The 18,942-nt window shown below is 74.4% G+C and carries 15 protein-coding genes; 8 read left to right on the forward strand and 7 right to left on the reverse strand.

Going from position 1 to position 18,942, the window contains the following annotated elements; all coding sequences use genetic code 11:
* Positions 1-318: 318 nt before the first annotated feature.
* Positions 319-2,445 carry an SDR family NAD(P)-dependent oxidoreductase gene (locus K7I03_RS01930; protein WP_398858453.1) on the forward strand — a complete coding sequence of 709 codons (2,127 nt, stop codon included), beginning with the start codon at positions 319-321 and terminating at the stop codon, positions 2,443-2,445.
* A 176-nt stretch (positions 2,446-2,621) separates the two neighbouring features.
* Here the strand turns inward: K7I03_RS01930 and K7I03_RS01935 are convergent, their stop codons facing one another.
* The 3 genes from K7I03_RS01935 to K7I03_RS01945 form a co-directional block, all read right to left on the reverse strand.
* Entirely contained in the window at positions 2,622-3,956 is a 1,335-nt protein-coding gene (locus K7I03_RS01935; protein WP_185945579.1) for an MFS transporter, read from the reverse strand.
* Positions 3,953-4,606, reverse strand: a complete 654-nt coding sequence (locus tag K7I03_RS01940; RefSeq protein WP_185945580.1) for a winged helix-turn-helix domain-containing protein — start codon at positions 4,604-4,606, stop codon at positions 3,953-3,955. Before K7I03_RS01940 ends, K7I03_RS01935 begins: the two co-directional genes overlap by 4 nt.
* Positions 4,607-4,700: 94 nt before the next feature.
* On the reverse strand, positions 4,701-5,849 hold the full coding sequence (locus K7I03_RS01945) for an alpha/beta hydrolase (protein ID WP_185945581.1): 1,149 nt from the start codon (positions 5,847-5,849) through the stop codon (positions 4,701-4,703).
* A gap of 190 nt (positions 5,850-6,039) precedes the next feature.
* Here K7I03_RS01945 and K7I03_RS01950 point away from each other — a divergent pair, with 190 nt between their 5' ends.
* A complete protein-coding gene (locus tag K7I03_RS01950) occupies positions 6,040-6,600 on the forward strand; it encodes a GNAT family N-acetyltransferase (RefSeq protein WP_185945582.1) in 561 nt (186 codons plus the stop codon).
* A 234-nt stretch (positions 6,601-6,834) separates the two neighbouring features.
* On the forward strand, positions 6,835-9,012 hold the full coding sequence (locus K7I03_RS01955) for a PIG-L family deacetylase (protein ID WP_185945583.1): 2,178 nt from the start codon (positions 6,835-6,837) through the stop codon (positions 9,010-9,012).
* Between the two features lie 77 nt (positions 9,013-9,089).
* Here K7I03_RS01955 and K7I03_RS01960 read toward each other — a convergent pair whose 3' ends face one another.
* Together K7I03_RS01960 and K7I03_RS01965 are read right to left on the reverse strand one after the other, a co-directional pair.
* Positions 9,090-9,857, reverse strand: a complete 768-nt coding sequence (locus K7I03_RS01960; protein ID WP_185945584.1) for a thioesterase II family protein — start codon at positions 9,855-9,857, stop codon at positions 9,090-9,092.
* Positions 9,858-10,024: 167 nt separating this feature from the next.
* Positions 10,025-11,677: a GMC oxidoreductase gene (locus tag K7I03_RS01965; protein ID WP_185945585.1), complete on the reverse strand. Its 1,653-nt coding sequence runs from the start codon at positions 11,675-11,677 to the stop codon at positions 10,025-10,027.
* Positions 11,678-11,914: 237 nt separating this feature from the next.
* Between K7I03_RS01965 and K7I03_RS01970 the strand changes: the two genes are divergently transcribed.
* A complete protein-coding gene (locus tag K7I03_RS01970) occupies positions 11,915-12,517 on the forward strand; it encodes a DUF4291 domain-containing protein (protein ID WP_221903589.1) in 603 nt (200 codons plus the stop codon).
* A 625-nt stretch (positions 12,518-13,142) separates the two neighbouring features.
* Here the strand turns inward: K7I03_RS01970 and K7I03_RS01975 are convergent.
* Positions 13,143-14,381 (reverse strand): acyl-CoA dehydrogenase family protein, encoded by a 1,239-nt coding sequence (locus K7I03_RS01975; RefSeq protein WP_185945587.1) that lies wholly within the window; start codon positions 14,379-14,381, stop codon positions 13,143-13,145.
* A 152-nt stretch (positions 14,382-14,533) separates the two neighbouring features.
* Here K7I03_RS01975 and K7I03_RS01980 point away from each other — a divergent pair, with 152 nt between their 5' ends.
* Together K7I03_RS01980 and K7I03_RS01985 are read left to right on the forward strand one after the other, a co-directional pair.
* A complete protein-coding gene (locus K7I03_RS01980; RefSeq protein ID WP_185945588.1) occupies positions 14,534-15,178 on the forward strand; it encodes a TetR family transcriptional regulator in 645 nt (214 codons plus the stop codon).
* Between the two features lie 118 nt (positions 15,179-15,296).
* Entirely contained in the window at positions 15,297-15,932 is a 636-nt protein-coding gene (locus K7I03_RS01985; RefSeq protein ID WP_185945589.1) for a GNAT family N-acetyltransferase, read from the forward strand.
* 251 nt (positions 15,933-16,183) lie between these two features.
* Here K7I03_RS01985 and def read toward each other — a convergent pair whose 3' ends face one another.
* On the reverse strand, positions 16,184-16,771 hold the full coding sequence (def, locus tag K7I03_RS01990) for a peptide deformylase (protein WP_185945590.1): 588 nt from the start codon (positions 16,769-16,771) through the stop codon (positions 16,184-16,186).
* 165 nt (positions 16,772-16,936) lie between these two features.
* On the opposite strand from def, the gene K7I03_RS01995 reads away from it, so the two are divergent.
* Together K7I03_RS01995 and K7I03_RS02000 are read left to right on the forward strand one after the other, a co-directional pair.
* Positions 16,937-18,175: a MurT ligase domain-containing protein gene (locus K7I03_RS01995; protein WP_152263773.1), complete on the forward strand. Its 1,239-nt coding sequence runs from the start codon at positions 16,937-16,939 to the stop codon at positions 18,173-18,175.
* 19 nt (positions 18,176-18,194) lie between these two features.
* The gene (locus tag K7I03_RS02000; protein WP_004948762.1) at positions 18,195-18,923 is read left to right on the forward strand and encodes a type 1 glutamine amidotransferase; all 729 of its coding nucleotides are present in this window, start codon (positions 18,195-18,197) and stop codon (positions 18,921-18,923) included.
* Positions 18,924-18,942: the final 19 nt, after the last annotated feature.

Below are 18,942 nucleotides of genomic sequence, written 5' to 3' on the forward strand. Positions count from 1 at the left end.
GCCGCCGCCCTCTGGGGCGCCGCCCGTACCCTCGCCAACGAGCACCCGGGCCTGCACACCCGCCGGATCGCCCTGGCCCGCACCGGCGACCCGGCCGCCGACGCCGGGCGCCTGGCCCGCGAACTCCTCGCGCCCGACGGGGAGGACGAGGTCGTGCTCACCGCCGGGGGCCGGTTCGTGCCCAGGGAACGGCCGGGTACGGCCGCCGTGCGGGTGCGGCCGGACGGCGCCGCGTTCCGCCTGCGGGTGCGCGACCCCGGGCTGAACTACCGGCTGTCCTGGGCGGAGACGGAACCCGTGCGGCCCGGCCCCGGGGAAGTGGCGGTGGCCGTGCGCGCCGTCGGGCTGAACTACCGGGACGTCATGCAGACCACGGGACTGCTCCCGGGCGAGTTCACCGAGGGCACGCCCTCCGAACGCGGCCCGGGCGTCGAGTGCGCCGGCACCGTCACCGCCTGCGGCCCCGGCGTGACCGGCTTCCGGCCGGGTGACCGGGTCGTCGGCATCGCGCCCTCCTGCCTGGGGACGCACACGGTCACGCCGGTCCACTGGCTCATGCGCCTGCCCGACGGCCTCACCTTCGCCGAGGGCGCCACCGGGACGATCGCCTTCGTCACCGTCCACTACGGGCTGGGCCACCTGGCCCGGCTGCGCCCGGGCGAGACGCTGCTGGTCCACGGCGCCGCCGGAGGGGTCGGGCTGGCCGCCCTGCGCTACGCCTCGCGTGTGGGGGCGCGCCCCATCGCCACCGCCGGCAGCGGAGTCAAACGTTCCGTCCTGCGCTCCCTGGGGGTCGAGGACGTCCTGGACTCCCGCGCCCTCGACTTCGCCGACCGGGTCCGCGCTCTCACCGACGGCCGGGGCGTCGATGTGGTCCTCAACTCCCTCGCGGGCGAGGCCATGGTCCGCGGCCTCGAACTCCTGCGCCCCGGCGGCCGGTTCGTGGAACTGGGAAAGCGCGACATCCACGAGAACAAGCCCCTGCCCCTGCGCCCCTTCCAGAACAACACCGCCTTCTTCGCCGTCGACATCTCCGCGCTCCTCCCCGACCGGGACTTCTGCGCGCGGCTGATCGACGAGGCGCTGAGCGCGGAACTGGGCGACGGCGAGTACCACGGCCTGCCGCACAGCGTCTTCCCCGCCGCCCGGGTCCACGAGGCGTTCCGCCTCCTCCAGCACTCCCGGCACATCGGGAAGGTCATCGTCACCTTCGACCCCGAGGACGAGCCCGTCCCCGCCGAGCCGGCCGCGGCCCCGCCCCGGCCCGACCCGGCCGGCACCTACCTCGTCACCGGCGGGACCGGCGGCTTCGGCGCCGCCACGGCGGTCTGGCTCGCGGAGCGCGGCGCCCGGCACATCGCCCTGGTGAGCCGGCGCGGGGCGGCGGCCCCGGAGGCGGCGGCCGTGCTGGCCGCGCTGGCGGCCCGCGGCGTCCGGGCCACCGCCCACGCCGCCGACGTCACCTCCGTGAAGGCCATGCGGAACCTGATCCGGCGGATCGACCGCACCGGCTGGCCGCTGCGCGGTGTCGTCCACGCCGCGGCGCACTTCGACGACGCGCCGCTCACCGAGCCGGACGAGGCCCGGGCCGCCGCCGTCCTGGCGCCGAAGGCGACCGGGGCCGCCGTCCTCGACGCGCTCACCCGCGACCGGGACTGCGACCTCTTCCTGTGCCACTCCTCCGGCACCGCCCTGCTCGGCAACGTCACCCAGGCCGCCTACGCGGCCGGGAACCTCGCGGTGGAGGCCCTGGTCCGGCGGCGCCGCCGGGAGGGCCGCCCCGGCCTGGCCATCGCCTGGGGCGCCCTCTCCGGCACCGGCCACGCCGCCCGCGGCGGCCTCCTCGACGGCCTCGCCGCGCTCGGGGTCGAACCGCTCCCGCCACGGCGGGCGTTCGCCGTCGCCGAGCGCCTGCCCGCGACCGCCGATGTCGTCGGCGTCGGCCGCTACCGGTGGCCGCGCGTCGCGGGCCTGCTGCCCCAGGCGGCCGGTCCCCGTCTCAGCGCGCTCGTCCCCGCCGGTGCGGCCGACGACGACGCCCGCGAACAGCGGCTCGAAGACCTCCGCCGCATGCCCGCCGGGACCGCGCTCGACCACCTCGTCGAGGACCTCACCCGCCTGGTCGCCGACGCCCTGGGCGTCTCCCCCGACGGCCTCGACCCGCACACCCGGCTCGACGCCTACGGCATGGACTCGCTGACGGGCACCCAGTTCTTCACCACGCTCCAGGAGATGTTCGACGTCCGCATCCCCCCGATGGAGCTGCTCAGCGGCAACGGCACCATCGCCGGTATCGCCCGTCAAGTGCACATGGCGCTCGGGCCGGCGGGGGCGGGGGACGGTGACGACCCGGAGGAGACGGCGACGGCGCGGGGGGACGACGGCGAGGACGGCCACGCCGGTCTCGCCGGAGCGCCGGCGGGGCTTCGGGAGGCGGAGGCATAGACGGACGACGCGCCTCGGCCCGGCGGGTGCGGATCGGCGCCCGCCGGGTGCGGATCGGCGGGAGTCCTCACCCATGGCCCGGCCGGGGTACCGGTCCGGGTGCCGGTGCGCGGAGAGGCGCCGACGCCGCCGAGCTCACCGTCCCGCCGGGCCCCGCGCCCGGCGGCGCACCCGGCCTACGGGGCTCGGCCGACCGAGCGCGGCGGGGGCGCGCTCTCGCGGCCGGGCTCCCCGCCCGTCCGCGTCCCCTTCCCCTTCCCCGTCCCCATCTCCTTCCACTCGCGCCGCGTCCCGCCCGTCACCACCGCCGTGACGTGCGCCGCCCCCGCCGCCAGCAGCGTCGGGGCCAGGCCGGCGGCGGCGACCAGGGCGCCGGCCGCCAGCCCCCCGAAGGGGATGCCCGCCCAGGCGAGGGCGGCGGTCAGGGCGCGGACCCGGCCGATGAGGTGGCGGGGGACGCGCTCGTACGAGACGGCGCTGAGGATGGGGTTGAGGAAGCCCGCGCCGAGGCCGCCGGTCGCGAAGACGACGGCCACCAGCCACAGCGGTGCGTCGAGGGCGAGGACCAGGTAGCGGGGGGAGTCGCTGAGCAGGTAGCCGGTGAAGAAGACCAGGCGGCGGCGGAGCCGGTGGGCGACGGCCGCGGCGGTGAGGCCGCCGAGGACGGCGGTGACGCCGAAGAGGCCGTTGACGAGTCCGATGGCGGCCGGTCCGCCGCCGGACTCGCGGGCCCAGACGGGGACGAGGACCTGGGCGAAGGCCGCGCCGAGGAAGTTGCCGACGCCGACGACGCCGCAGATGGCCAGCAGCAGCGGGTCGCCGCGCAGGAAGACGGACCCCTCGCGCAGCCGCTGCCCGTAGCCGCCGGGTTCGGGGGTGTCGCCGGCGCTCCCGGGCGCGGCCGGGCGTCCCATGCCGGGCGGCAGCACCAGCGCGATGATCACCGAGCCGAGGGCGAAGCAGCCGGCGGTGGCGAGCAGCGCCGGCAGCGGACCGGTCAGGGCGACGAGGGCGCCGCCGGCCGCGGGTCCGACGGTCGCGGCGAGATTTTCGACGACGCCCGCGAGCCCGGTGGCCCGTTCCAGCCGCAGCCCGCCGCGGTCGGCGGCCTCGGGGACCATGACGTCCCGCGCCAGGTCCCCCGGCCCGCGGACGGCACCGATCACGGCGACGAGGACGAGCAGCAGCCAGAACCGCAGCGCGCCGAGGGTGTGGCAGAGCGGGATCAGGGCGGCGGCGGTCGCGCTGAGGGAGTCGGCCGTCCAGCAGACGACGCGGGGGCCGACGCGGTCCACGAGCGGTCCGGTGAGAGCCTTCACCACGACGTAGGGGGCCAGTTCGCAGAAGGCGACGAGCCCGGTGCGGGTGGCGCTGCCGGTGGTGACCAGCACGAACCAGGGCAGGGCGATGGCGGAGACGCGGGTGGCGGTGAGGGCGACGGCCGTGGAGACCAGCACCCCGACGAGGGGGCGTACGCCTCGGCCCGGCCGGGTCGCGGGGACGCCCGTCACGTCCGCCCCGGTTTCCCGGCCGGCCCGTCGGCCGCCGCCGGGTCGGGCAGCACGTGCAGCACGACCTTCACCTGTTCCGCGTCCGCCGGCGCGTCCCCCTCCGCCCCCGGCGCCCAGCGGCGGTACCGGGCCAGCACCGCCCGCAGTTCCGCCGACAGTTCGGCGGTCTCCTCGGGCGTGAGCCGCAGCAGCCAGTCGCTCGTCTCCAGGACGTCGCGCCAGGGCCGCGGCATGGACGGCACCCGGCCGAGGGCGACTTGGGTGTGCAGCGCGTGCATGCCGGCGACGGAGCCGCGGAACGCCGCGGCGGCCTCCGGCTCCTCGTCGTAGAGGCTCTTGTCGCGGAGCCACGTCGTCTCGTGCGCCGCGCGCCACCAGCGCTCCCGCGCGTTGCCGCGCTCGCCGTCCTCGGCCACGAACCCGGCGGCGGCGAGCTGCCGGAGGTGGTAGCTGGTGACGCCCGACCCGACGCCCAGGTCCTGGGCGAGGCGGGTGGCGGTGGACGGCCCGTGGGTGCGCAGCAGGCCGACCAGCCGGACGCGGAGGGGGTGCGCGAGGGCGCGGAGGCCCTTGGCGTCCAGGACCACGTCCGTCTCCGGGTCGGGCGCCAACCCCTTTCCGCCGCATGCGAGTTCACTCTCGTCTGCCATGAGTGGGGACTCTAGACCGCCAAGAGTTCTTCGCAAAGAGATTTTTGCGAAGAACTCTTGGCAGTTGCTCCCGCTCCTCTCGGCGGACCGCGCCTCAGCGGACCGCGTCGTAGGCGCCCAGCGCGATCTCGGCGCAGTGGCGCAGCGACTCCGTGCCGGGCGCGAAGTAGCCGGTGTGACCGTGGGCGCCCGCCGAGGAGACGGGACGGGCGCCGAAGGCCGCGGACGTGGGGTCGGTGCCGTGGCCGAGGCCGAACAGCTCGACGTTGGGGACGTTCCCGATCCAGTCGTCGGCGTTGCGGCGGACGGCCCAGACCCGGGCGGTGGTGCGCAGGCCGGCGGCGGAGCCGGCGCGGACGCCCGGGCTGCCCAGGACGACGAGGTCGGTCGCCTCGCCGCGGCCGATGGCGTGGGCGGCGAGGCCGCAGACCACCGAGCCGTAGCTGTGGCAGAAGACGGCCGGCGCGGCGGTCCCGGCGGCGGCCAGCCCGGCGAGGAAGCGGTCGAGCCGGGGCGCGCCGGCTTCGGCGAGCCGGCCGGTGGCGGCGTCGGGGCCGACGCCGACGGGGGTGGTGTAGCCGGCCCAGGCGATGACGGCGGTGGGGGTGCCGGGCGACTGCCGGGCCATCTCGGCGCGCAGGGACCGGGCCATGCCGGCCGGGGTGCCGTAGGGGTCGGTGCGCCGGTCGAAGGAGGACAGGTCGATGTCGGAGCCGGGGACGACGACGGCCGTCCGCCGGGCGGCGGCCAGGTCGCCGTACACCTCGGCGAGCTGGCCGCGCCCGCGCGGGTCGAAGGCGAGGATCCGCCGCCCGGGAGCGAGGAGTTCCCGGTAGCGGTCGGCGAGGGCGCGGGCCTCCGCGCGCTCGTACTCCGGGAGGGAGGTGTCGGCCGCCTGCCGGAGCCGCTCGGCGCGCTCGGCGGCGAGGGCGCGGCGGTTGGCCGCGTACCGCAGGGCCGGCGGGGCGCCGTCCAGGTTGCCGACGACCATGGGGTGGCGGTCCGCGAGCCGCTGCCGGGCGTCCTCGGGGAGGGCGGCGAAGAAGCGGGCGACCTCGGCGGGCGAGGCGGTGGCCGGGTCGGGCAGGGTGCGGTGGAGGGAGTGGTCCGCGCGCCAGGCGGCGGTGCCGGGCGGCGGGCCGGTGACCGCGGCCTCCCGGTGGGCGGCGGCCCAGCCCGCCGTCCCCGCGACCACGGTCGTCGTGAGCGCGACGGCGGCCAGGGTGCGCTTGAAGCGGTGCATGTCGGGCGTTCTCCCTCGTTCCGTTGCGGTGCGAGGGGAAGGTAAGGAGGCGGTACCCGGGCGGGCGTCACCCTCCGGGGCCAAGTCGGGAGTGATACCGGGGTAGGGGGTGGCGCACGGTGCGCGGCGCGGAGTGGCGGGCACGGACGCCCGTTCGCCCTCCCGCGCCGGACCGTCCTACGCTACGGGGATGATCATCGAACCCCGCACCGTCGCGCCCGGCGTCGTCCTCCGCCTCGCGACCCTCGACGACGCGGCCGGCCTGGCCCGGGCCTACTCCGAGAACCGCGATCACCTGCGCCCCTGGGAGCCGCACCGGGCCCCGGAGTTCTTCACCGCCGAGGGCCAGACGGCCCGGCTGGGCGAGCTGACGGCGCTGCGCCGGGAGGGGCGGATGGTGCCCTGGGTACTCGATGACGAGCGGGAGGGCATCGTCGGCATCGTCAACCTGAGCAATATCGTGCGGGGCGCCTTCCAGAGCGGCTCGCTCGGTTACTGGGTCGCCGCCCGGCGGGCCGGCCGGGGGCTGGCCACCGCCGCGGTGACGGCGGTGTGCCGGACGGCGGCCGACGAGCTCGGGATGCACCGGGTGGAGGCGGGCACGGTGATCGCCAACGCCGCCTCGCAGCGCGTCCTGGCGAAGTGCGGTTTCGAGCGGTTCGGCACCGCGCCGAACTATCTGCACATCGACGGCGCCTGGCGAGACCACTACCTCTTTCAGAGGATCCTGCACGACCGCGAGCCGCGCTGACACCGCACCGACCCCACGGCCTTTCAGCCGTCTCACAGCCATTCCCCGTGCTCACGACGCACGATTGCATCGCAATCTATGGTTCGCCGAAGCACGGCTGTTACACGACAGTCGGAAAACCGCGCCCCGCGAGTCGTAAGATCTTACGGTCAACTAAGGGGGGTTGGTTCGACTTTGTCCGACATGTCCGCGTTTGCTCAACCGCGCTTTGGGCGCAGGAGATGGGAGACCCCTGTGCCGGGGCGAATATCACGACTGTCCCGCCGCCGGGTTCTCCAGGTCGGCGGTGCGGGTCTGGTCGTCGGAACGGGCACGGTGGGGGCCTGGCAGTGGCTGGCCCCCGGTTCGGCGCAGGGCAGCGGGCACGAGGACGAGTTCCCCGTGCAGCCGGCGAAGGTGGTGACGACCGAGTCGTTCGTCCACATCATCGCGCACCCCGACGACTCGCTGTACTTCATGAACCCGGAGCTGGAGCAGTCCATCCGGAGCGGCGCCCCGACCGTCACCGTGTGCCTCACCGGCGGTGAGTCGGACGGCCGCAACGCCCTTTCGCAGACGCCCGGGTACCCGAAGCTGCCCATGAAGCGGCCGGAGTTCGTCCGCGCCCGCATCAACGGCCTGCGCGAGGCGACCGCCCAGATGGCCACCGGCGACTGGCTCAGCCCCTGGCGGGTGGAGACGACGCAGCTGATCCCCGGCTTCCAGGCGGAGCTGCACACGCTCAAGGCCGCTCCGCAGGTCCAACTGATCTTCCTGGAGCTGGTGGAGGCCCGGTTCATCCGGGTGCCGCGCAAGGAGAGCCTGCGCGGGCTGTGGCTGGGGGTCACGCCGAAGCTGACGACGCTCGTCCCGGCGCACAGCCCGGTCAAGCGCACGTACCTGTACGAGCGCAAGCACGTCATCGACTCGCTGGTGGCGGTGCTGGACCGGTACCGGCCGACGGTCGTCCGCACCCTCGACCCCAACCCGACGCACCGGGCGATCCAGCAGCAGTTCCCCGGGGTGGCGCACGAGCTGGAGGGCATATCCCACTACGACCACCAGGACCACACCACCTCCGCCCATTTCGCCCAGGCGGCGCTGGCCGAGTACTGGGGACGCCGGCACAGCCGCCCCACGGCGGTCGAGAACTACGTCGGCTACGAAGTCTCCCTCCTGCCGTCCAACCTCGACGCGGCCACCACCCGGCACAAGGTGAAGCTCCTCGACATCTACGGCTGGGCCGACGGCAAGGACTGCGGTGACCCCGCCGGCTGCGGCGACCGCAAGGTCGGCGCCCGCTCCAAGGACGTCCGCTGGTCCAACAACCTCCGCTACCGGGCACCCGGCACCCAGCGCTGGGTGCAGCCGCTGCCCGACGGCCGGCTCGCCGCGTTCGCGCTCCTCGACGGCGCCGTGCACTGCTGGACCGAGACCAGGCCCGGGACCGGCGCCTGGTCCGGACCCGCCAAGATCGGCGGGTCGATGCTGGAGGGGCAGGTGGAGGTCCTGCGGCACGCGGACGGCACGCTCCAGCTGTTCTCCGTGCGCACGGTCCTGCCGAGCCGCGGCACCCCGCACCACCGGGAGATCGTCACCGCCCGGCAGAACGGCAAGCCCCGCCCGGGAGCCGTCCCGTCCTTCGGGAACTGGGAGTCCCTGGGCTCGCCCGAGGCCGATCCGGAGCGGTCGATGGAGGTCGGCTACCCGGTGACCGTCGCGGGCAAGGACGGCAAGGTCTTCCTCTTCGTCCGCGACTGGGCCGGCGGCCTGATGTACCGCACCGGCGAGCACGGCACGGACTGGACCGACTGGGAGCACCTGGAGTCGGACGGGGACCAGCCGCCGGTGGTCCTCGACGGGCTGGACGCCGCCCTGGACGACAAGGGCCGGATCCATGTGGTCGCCGCCGACAGCAAGACCCTCTACCACTGGATGTCCGAGAACGAGGGCGAGCCGCCGCAGCCCACCGGGGCGACCCGGCTGCCCACCGCGAGCGGCCCGCTGTCGCTGACCGCCTTCCCGGGCGGCGGCATGCGGCTGGTCACCCGGCAGCCCTCCACCGCGCGCGTCATGGTCGCCGAGCGCCCGGCGAACGGCCCCTGGCGGATGACCGCCGACCTGCCGCCGATCGGCGGGTACGGCCGGGTGGCACTGGCCCAGGACGGCCGGAACGTGGTGCTCGCCGCCCGGGACGCCCGGGGCCGGGTGCGGCTGTCGAAGGGCTCGGGACGCCCCGGCCCCTGGCAGGGCGGCGGCGTGACGTACCGCGCCACGCCGGGCCTCGCCCAGGACGCGCGGGGTCTGACGACCGTCGTGGTGCTCGGCATGGACGGCAAGCTGAGCAGCGCCCGGACGCAGACGTCGGGCAAGTACCCGTTCACGGCCTGGACCGGGCAGGACGGGCGGTCGCAGGGCGGCACGTCGGCGTAGGGGCCGCGCACGCGAGGGCCGCGCCGCCCGTCCCTGGAACCGGGGCGGGCGGCGCGGCCGCCGTGTTCCGACGTGGCTCAGGCCGCGGGCCGCAGCCGCTCCGTGACCTCGCGGACCACCGCGTCCTGATGCCTCGTCAGGTAGAAGTGGCCGCCGGTGAAGACGCGCAGGTCGAAGGAGGACGCGGTGTGGCCGGCCCAGGCCGCCGCGTCGTCCACGGACACCTTGGGGTCGGCGTCGCCCGTCAGCGCGACCACCGGGCAGCGCAGCGGCGGGCCGGGCTCGTAGCGGTAGGTCTCGGCGGCCCGGTAGTCCGACCGCAGCACCGGGAGGATCATGCGGACGAGCTCGTCGTCCTCCAGCACCTGGGCGTCGGTGCCGCTCAGCCGCCGGGTCTCGGCGATGATCCCGTCGTCGTCCCGCAGGTGGACGGTCTCCTCCCGGTGGATCGACGGGGCGCGGCGGGCGGACACGAACAGGGCGGTCGCGACGACGCCCTTCTCCCGCTCGAACCGCCGGGCGACCTCGAAGGCGAGGCTGGCGCCCATGCTGTGCCCGAAGAAGGCCAGCGGCCGGTCGGCCCAGGGCAGCAGCACCGAGAAGACCCGGTCCGCGAGGTCGGGGATGTTGTCGACGAGCGGCTCGTCCCGGCGGTCCTGGCGGCCGGGGTACTGGACGCAGAGCACGTCGGCGACGTCGGCCATGGCCCGCGCCATCGGGTAGTAGAAGCTCGCCGAGCCGCCGGCGTGCGGCAGGCAGACCAGCCGGACGTCAGCGTCCGGGCGCGGCGCGAACCTGCGTATCCACTGGGTGTTCTCCTCGGTGATGCCACGGACGTCGTTCACGGGACGGGTCTTCCTTCCAGGAGCTGCCGGGCGGTGCCGCGGACCGGTGGACACCACGATGACAGGTCCGGGTCCCCCACCGGCCGGCCGGGTAGGGCCAGGTCAGACGTGCCCCGGAAGCCGGCGCCGCACACCTGATGCGGCGGGCGTCACGTTCGGCGACCCGGCTACCGCGCCACGTCCTGCCGGACGATCCGCTCGATGTTCCGCTCCGCGAGCGCGGTGATGGTGAGGAAGGGATTGACGCCGAGCGATCCCGGGATCAGCGCGCCGTCGGTGACGTAGAGGCCGGGGTGCCCGGGGATCCGGCCGTACGGGTCGGTGGCGCGGCCGAGCACGCAGCCGCCGAGGGGGTGGTAGGTGAAGTCGTCGGCGAACGCCTTGGCGCGGGGGCCGAAGAGGTCGTAGCGGTAGTCGGTGCGATTGGCGCGGTTGACGCGGTCGAAGAGGGAGCGGGCGGCGTCGACGGCGGGCCGGCTCTGGTCCCGGGTCCACCGCAGCCCCATCCGGTCCGTGCCGCGGTCGTACACGAAGGTGCCGCGCTCGGGGTTGCGGGTGATCGCGATGTAGAGGCTGATCCAGGTCTCGATGCCGGCCGGCACCGGGGTGACCTCGGCGAAGACCGGGTGCCGCGGGTCGTCCCAGGCGTCGAGGCCGAGGGCGGGGACGGTGGACTGGTGGCAACCGGTGGGGTCGGTGGGGTGGTTGGCGCGCGCGGCCATCACGTTCCCGTTGGGCCCCCAGCCGCGGCCGATCTCGGGGCCGAGGTCCGGCAAGGCGCCGGTCTCCCGGGCGCGCAGCAGGAGTTCGGTGCTCCCGAGACTTCCGGCCCCGAGGAACAGCCGCCGGCAGCCGATCTCCTTGACGGCGATCCGGCGCCCGGCCTCGTCGGACCGCTCGACCGTCAGGACGTAACCCCCGGCCCGCCGGCGGCGGATGGCCCGCGCCCGGTGCAGGGTCGCGATGGTGACGCGCCCGGTGCGCAGGGCCGCGGCCAGGTAGGTCTTGTCGAGGGACATCCGCCCGTGGTTGTTGCCGTAGATCAGCTCACCTGCGAGCGCGGACCGCGGTGCCGTACCGTCCGCTTCCCTCCGCATATGCCCGAAGTCATAGACGTTGTCGAGGAACACCGACCGCAGCCCGGCCCGCGCCGCCTGCTCACGCGCCACACGCGAGTACCGGTACCACTCTGTCCCCTCGAACCAGGTCCGGTCGACGCCGTTGACGCGGAGCATGGCACGGGCGCGCGGGAAGTACCGGCGGTACATCTCCCCCGCGTCCACCTGCGGGAGCATCCGCCGCAGATAGTCGCGCCGGGGCGCCACGGCCATCCCCCCGTTGACCAGCGAGCCGCCGCCGACACCGCGGCCCGCGTAGACGGCCATGGACCCGAAGTCGACCCGGTCGAGCACGCCGGGGTACGGCTCGACGTTCCGGTCGACGACGTCGAGCCAGAGGAACGAGCCGAGCGGCGCCGCGGTCCGGGTCCGGAACCAGCTGGACCGCCGGTCGGGGTCGAGCATCCCGCAGAACACCCGCCCGTCCGCCCCCGGCCGGTCCCACCACCGCCCCATCTCCAGCATCAGCACCCGCACCCCCGCCTCGGCGAGCCGTAACGCCGTGACGGCGGCCCCGTACCCGGTCCCGACGACGACGGCGGGCACGAACGCCCCGTCCCGCGCGACCTCGGCGGCTTCGGCGGCCTCGGCAGCCTCGGCACCGGAACCCCCGAGGAGAACCCCGCCACCAAGGGCCGCCGCCCCCAGCACGAGCCCGCCGCCGAGCACCCGACGACGGGACGGATGACGCTGAACCGACATGGACACACCTCACCTTTCCGGGGCCCACCGAATGGGACGAACGCCAGGACCCCGGACGCATGCAAACAGAAGTTGCCGGAGAGGTAAGGGAGTTGCACCGGAACAGCCCTTGATTTCCCCATTCCGCTTGACCGGCGCGGCGGGACGAAGTAGAGACGCCGAAGGCCGACGGCCCGACGCGGTACGCCCGCTTCACTCCCCGTAAATGAGTGGCCAGACCCGCCCGCCGGACGGACCCTGGTATCCGTGACAGCACAGAAACACCGGATTCGCGCCCTGTACTCCCCTTCCACCATCACCGTCTACCAGGCGTACGATCCGGCCATCGGCCTGCCCGCCGCACGGGACGGCCGGTTTCCGGCCACCTGGAAGCGGGACCGCATGACGTGGATCAAGCCGTCCTTCCTCTGGATGATGTACCGCTGCGGCTGGGGCACCAAGGAGGGGCAGCGGACGGTGCTGGCCGTGGAGATCGACCGGGAGGGGTTCGAGTGGGCGCTGCGGAACGCGTGCCTGTCGCACTACGACCCGGATGTGCACGAGGATCGGGACGCCTGGCGCCGGGAGTTGCGCCGGGCGCCGGCGCGGGTGCAGTGGGATCCGGAACGGGATCCGCGGCTGCGGCCGCTGCCTTACCGGTCGCTGCAGCTCGGGCTGTCCGGCGAGGCGGCCCGCCGGTACGCGGACGAGTGGACGGTGGGCATCACGGACGTCACGGCGCTGGCCCATGCCGTGCACGCGCGCGTGCGCGAGGGTGATCTGAAGGGCGCCGAGCGGCTGCTGCCGGAGGAGCGCCCGTATCCCGTGGCGGACGGGTTCCTCGCGCATCTGTGCTCGTAGCCCCTCCCCCGCGCCCCGGAACGCGACGGAGTTCCCGCGCCGGCGGTAAACCCCCACGGCCCGCGGGGAGTCAGTGCGGGTGAGGGCATACGGCGGGTGAGGGCGGGTGAGTGGGATCCCGCCCGGGCACGACCGGGGCCGTACTGGTGCAGGCTGGTGGTACTGGTGGGTGGCGTGGGGTTCGCGGTCACCTCGGGAGAAGTCAGGAGAAGGGGAGAGTGCGATGAGTGACGAGTGCGACCACGAGTGGGTCCTGTGGAGCGGCGCCAGCCGCTGCCGCAAATGCGGTACGACGCAGTGGTCCGGATGGTCCGGCACATGACCGGTCGCCAGGGGTGTGGGGGCGGCGTGCCCTGAGACGCGAGGGCGCGCGCCCTGCCGGTGCGCGCCCGGCGCATTGGCGCGTCAGTGCACCCGGCACGTCGCGATACGTCAGTGCGTCCGGCGCGTCACGCGTCGACACCCACTCAGTGCCTCAACGCGTCGGCAGGCCCGGTGCGTCGACACGTCAGACCGCCGGGTGCGCCGGCGCGCCCGATGTCGTCCACGCGTCAGTCCGCCCGGTGCGCCGGCGCGCCCGGCACGTCGCCCCGTAACGACCCGCCGCGCCGCCCCGGCCCGCGCCTCAGCGCACCTGCACCCCCGAGACCGCCCGGGCGATCACCAACCGCTGGATCTCGCTGGTGCCCTCGAAGATCGTGTAGATGGCGGCGTCCCGGTGCATCCGCTCCACGGGGTATTCGCGGGTGTAGCCGTTGCCGCCGAGGATCTGCATCGCCTGGGCGGTGACCGCCTTGGCGGTCTCGCCGGCGAAGAGCTTGCTCATGGAGCCCTCGGCCGAGGTGAACGGCTTGCCGGTGGCGGCCATCGCCGAGGCGCGCCAGACGAGGAGGCGGGCGGCGTCGATGCGGGTGCGCATGTCGGCGAGCTGGAAGGCGACGCCCTGGTTGTCGATGATCGGGCGGCCGAACTGGACGCGCGTGGTGGCGTAGTCGAGGGCGATCTCGTAGGCGGCGCGGGCGATGCCGACGGCCTGGGCGGCCACGGCCGGGCGGGACGCCTCGAAGGTGGCCATCGCCGCGTTGCCGCCGCGCTCGCCGCCGCGTGAACCGCCCTTCTTCTTGCCCTCCCGAGCCCGCGCCAGACGCTCGTCGAGCTTCTCCTTGCCGCCGAGCAGGCAGTGACCGGGCACCCGGACGCCGTCGAGGACGACCTCGGCGGTGTGCGACGCGCGGATGCCGTGCTTCTTGAACTTCTGCCCCTGGGACAGCCCTTCGGTGCCCGGCGGGATGATGAAGGAGGCGTGTCCGCGGGCGCCCAGGCCGGGTTCGACGACGGCGACGACGACGTGGACGTTGGCGATGCCGCCGTTGGTCGCCCAGGTCTTGGTGCCGTTGAGCACCCATTCGTCCTTGGCCTCGTCGTAGACGGCGCGGGTGCGCATCGCGGAGACGTCGGAGCCGGCGTCGGGCTCGGAGGAGCAGAAGGCGGCGACCTTCACGTCGTCCGGGTCGCCGTACATCTGCGGGATCCAGGTGCCGATCTGTTCGTCGGTGCCGTTGGTGAGGACGCCGACGGCCGCCAGGCCGGTGCCGGTGATGGCCAGGCCCAGGCCGGCGTCGCCCCAGAAGAGCTCCTCGATGGCCACGGGGATGCCCAGGCCGGTGGGGTCGAAGAACTGCTTCGCGTAGAAGTCGAGCGAATACAGGCCGATTTTCGCCGCTTCCTGGACGACCGGCCAGGGGAACTCCTCGCGTTCGTCCCACTCCGCGGCGGCGGGCCGCATCACGTCGGCGGCGAAGCCGTGGACCCAGTCGCGCACGGCCTTCTGTTCGTCGTCGAGCTCCAGTCCGAAACCCGCCATGGCCCCTCCCGAGCGTTGCTTACCTGCGGTAACAGGAGTCTGTTACCGGTCAGTAGGACCTGTCAACTCCCCTCTCCCCCCGGATCCGCTGGGTGCCGCGGGTGTTACGTTGCGCAGGCATGTGAGAAGACACGGGGGCGGGAGGCACAGCCATGACGACCAGTCAGCGGGAAGACCAGCAGCGCACGACGGAACGGCGGCGCAGGGAACTGCTGGAGGCCGCGGACCGGGTGGTGCTCAGGGACGGGCCGGGGGCGTCGATGAACGCCATCGCGGCCGAGGCGGGGATCACCAAACCGATCCTCTACCGGCATTTCGGCGACAAGGGCGGCCTCTACCGGGCGCTCGCGGCCCGGCACACCGAGGCACTGCTGGAGGGGCTGCGGGCCGCGCTCGACGCGCCGGCCGAGCGGCGGCGGCGCGTGGAGGCGACCCTCGACACCTACCTCGCCGCCATAGAGGCGCGGCCGCAGGTCTACCGGTTCCTGATGCACCCGGCCGAGGACGCCGGCCCGTCGGACCGCGGCTTCGACGTGGGCCGGCACTCCGCGCCGCTCCTGCGGCGGATGGGCGAGGAGCTGGCGGTGGTGATAGCCGAGCGCGTGGAACTGGGCCCGGAGGGCACCGGGCTCGCCCGCGCCTGGGGGCACGGCATCGTCGGCATGATGCACGCGGCCGGCGACTGGTGGCTCCGCGAGCACCCCTTCCCCCGCGAGCACCTGGTCAGCCACCTCGCCGACCTCCTGTGGGGCCGGCTGGCCACGGCGGGCGACCGGGCGGACGGCCCGGGATTCTGACCGCCACGAGCCGGTCCGCCCGCCGTCCCGGCGGGCGGGGCGGAAAACCGGATGCCCGCCTCCCTTCCTCGACGTAATGTGCACTGCCGCAAGGCAGGCATTACTCGGAAGGGGCACCATGGTTCCGGAACTCGTCACGGCCTGGGCGGCCGGCTGGGCCGTCTCGCGGGGGACTCACCCGCCCACCGCGCACCCCTGGGGATGCGTCATCACGGTCGGGCTGCCGGAGCAGTCGGAGCGCCGGGTCGTGTACGTCCCGGAGGCGGACGCGGTACGGGCGGCGTGCGCGGACCCCGTCCCGTACGCCTGGCTCAAGGCCGCCGAGGATCCCGACGTGATACGGCGCCTGCTCCCCCGGGGCTGGGTGGTGGATGAGGAGGACACCGGCCATCTGATGGCCGTCGACCTCGCACCGCCCGCCGGCCCGTCGACGGCGCCGCCCGGATACGTGGCTTCCGTGAACGAGGCCGACGGCGTCCTCCACGTCCGGGTGACCGACGCGGCGGGCGGACCCGCCGCCAAGGGGCAGCTGGTGGTCGTCGGGGACGTGGCGGTCGTCGACCGCGTCGTGACCGAGGAGGCGCACCGCCGGCGCGGCCTCGGCCGCCTCGTGATGCGTACGCTCGGCGAACACGCCCTGGCCGCGGGCGCGTTCACCGGCGTCCTGGGCGCGACGGACGACGGGCGCGCGCTGTACGAGACGCTGGGCTGGAAGCGGCACACGGCCCTGACGGCGTGCGCCTACCGACCGTGAGCCGGCGCGCGGAACGCCTGCCGGGCATGGGACGGCGGACCTGACGCCTGCCGGGCATGGGACGGCGAACCTGACGCCTGTCGGCCATGAGGCGGCGCTCGCCGGTCGCGGGACGGCAGCCGCACGGCCCACCGGCCGCGAGACGGCGCGGGCCACCGTCCGGCGCCGTCCGTCCGCCGAGCGCGCGCCGCGCGGGCCACGCCCGGCGCGAGCCCCGGCACAAGCCCCCGGCACACCGCGCGCTCCGCGCGCTACGGCACCGGCCGTACCCCCGCGCCCGCCCAGGGCGCCCGGCGTGCGGCGCGGAGGGTGCGGCGGTGGGCGGAGCCGGTGAGGTGGTCGAGGTAGAGGCCGCCGTCGAGGTGGGCGCACTCGTGCTGGAGGCAGCGGGCGAAGAAGCCGGTGCCCGTCACCCGCACCGGGGTGCCGTCCAGGGTGAAGCCCTCGACCACCGCCTCGTCGGAGCGCGGCGTGGGTGCCTCGAGGCCGGGCAGCGACAGACAGCCCTCGGGGCCGAGTACCTCCACCCCGCCGGTCGAGACGAGGCGGGGGTTGACGAGGTGGCCGAGGTGGCGGACGTCCTCGTCGTCGGGGCAGTCGTAGACGAAGACGCGCAGCGGGACGCCGATCTGGTTGGCGGCGAGGCCGACGCCGTCGAAGGCGTACATCGTGGCGAACATCGACTCCACGAGTCCGGCCAGGTCGGTGCGCTCCCCGTCGGCCTCGACGGGCGCCGTGAAGTCCTCGACCTCGGCGCAGGGGGCGGCCAGTACCGGATCGCCGAGCAGCCGCACGGGCCGCACGCGTCCGGAACTTCCTGGAATGGCACGTCTTCGCATGGGTCCAGCCTACGGGCCCGCGGAAGACGGTTTCGGGCCCACGGGCGGATCTCGATAGGCTGATCCCCGACCGAAGCCTCCTGGCTGACGATTCGGCGCGGAGGGGGCGTTCCACCGGCGGACCAGGGAACAGGCGACGGCGCCGAACAAGGAGGATCTAGGACGATGGCAGGCAACTCGGGGCCGCTGTCCGCACGCGCCAAGCTGGCCGTGACAGCGGGCAAGGCCGCGGCGGCGGTGTCGCGGGCCGCGGGGCGCGGCAGCGGATCGGTGATCGGCGGCAAGGTCGCGCTCAAGCTCGACCCTGACCTGCTCGCCCGGCTGGCGACCCACCTCGATGTGGTCCTCGTCTCGGCCACGAACGGCAAGACGACCACGACCCGGCTGATCGCCGAGGCGCTGCGGGCCAGCGGCCCGGTGGTGTCGAACGCGCTGGGCGCCAACATGCCCGCGGGCATCACCTCCGCCCTGGCCGGCGGCTCGGACGCGCGCTTCGGCGTGATCGAGGTGGACGAGAAGTACCTGGCGATGGTCGCCCGGGACGTCTCGCCCAAGGCCATAGCGCTGCTCAACCTCTCCCGCGACCAGCTCGACCGCGCCGCGGAGACCCGCATGCTGGCCGAGAAGTGGCGGGAGGGCCTGGCCGGCTCCAAGGCGGTGATCATCGCCAACGCCGACGACCCGCTGATCGTGTGGGCCGCCTCGTCCTCGCCGAACGTGGTGTGGGTGGCGGCCGGCCAGGAGTGGAAGGACGACGCCTGGTCCTGCCCGTCGTGCGGCGGTGTGATGCAGCGCCCGGGCGACGACTGGTTCTGCGGCGAGTGCGGTTTCCGCCGGCCGACGCCGAGCTGGGCGCTGTCGGGCGACTACGTGCTGGACCCGCACGGTTCGGCGTGGCCGATCCACCTCCAGCTGCCGGGCCGGGCCAACAAGGCGAACGCCACCACCTCCGCCGCCGTGGCCGCCACCTTCGGGGTGCCGCCGCAGGTGGCGCTGGAGCGGATGTACCAGGTGCAGGCGGTGGCCGGCCGGTACGACGTGGTGACGTTCATGAACCGCGAACTGCGGCTGCTGCTGGCGAAGAACCCGGCCGGCTGGCTGGAGACGTTCTCGCTGATCGACGGCCCGCCGGCGCCGGTGCTGCTGTCGGTGAACGCGCGCGGCGCGGACGGTACGGACACCTCGTGGCTGTGGGACGTGGACTACACGCGGCTCGCGGGGCACCCGATCTTCGTGATCGGCGACCGCAAGCTCGACCTGGCGGTGCGTCTGGAGGTCGCCGGCCTGGACTTCCGGGTCTGCGAGAGCGTGGACGAGGCCGTGCAGTCGGCCCCGCCCGGCCGGATCGAGGTCATCGCCAACTACACCGCGTTCCAGGACCTCCGCCGCCGCGTCGGCAACTGACCCGCAAAGGACCATGAGCATGAGCCAGAACAGTCTGCGTGTGGTGTGGGTCTACCCCGACCTGCTCAGCACCTACGGGGACCAGGGCAACGTCCTGGTCCTGGAGCGCCGCGCCCACCAGCGCCGCCTGGACGTCCAGCGCCTGGACGTCCGTTCCGACCAGCAGATCCCCACCTCGGGTGACATCTACCTGATCGGCGGCGGTGAGGACCGTCCGCAGCGGCTGGCGGCGGAGCGGCTGCGCCGCGACGGCGGCCTCAACCGGGCGGTCGCCAACGGCGCGATCGTCTTCTCGGTCTGCGCCGGGTACCAGATCCTGGGCCACGAGTTCATCAACGACCTGGGCCAGCGCGAGCAGGGCCTGGGCCTGCTGGACGTCTACAGCACCCGCGGCGAGGGCGAGCGCTGCGTCGGCGACGTGCTCGGTGACATCGACCCGCAGCTCGGCCTGCCGCCGCTGACCGGTTTCGAGAACCACCAGGGCGTCACCCACCTCGGCCCGTCCGCGCGCCCGTTCGCCCGGGTCCGCTTCGGCAACGGCAACGGCACGGGCGACGGCACCGAGGGCGCGTTCAACGAGACGGTCTTCGGTACGTACATGCACGGCCCGGTCATGGCGCGGAACCCGCACATCGCGGACCTGCTGCTGAAGCTGGCGCTGGACGTCAACGCGCTGCCGCCGGTGGACGACCGCTGGTACGACGCGCTGCGCAACGAGCGCATCGCGGCGGCGACGCAGCCCGCGTAGCGGTCCGCATCGTCCGCGT

It is taken from the genome of Streptomyces mobaraensis, assembly GCF_020099395.1.
GTDB lineage: Bacteria > Actinomycetota > Actinomycetes > Streptomycetales > Streptomycetaceae > Streptomyces.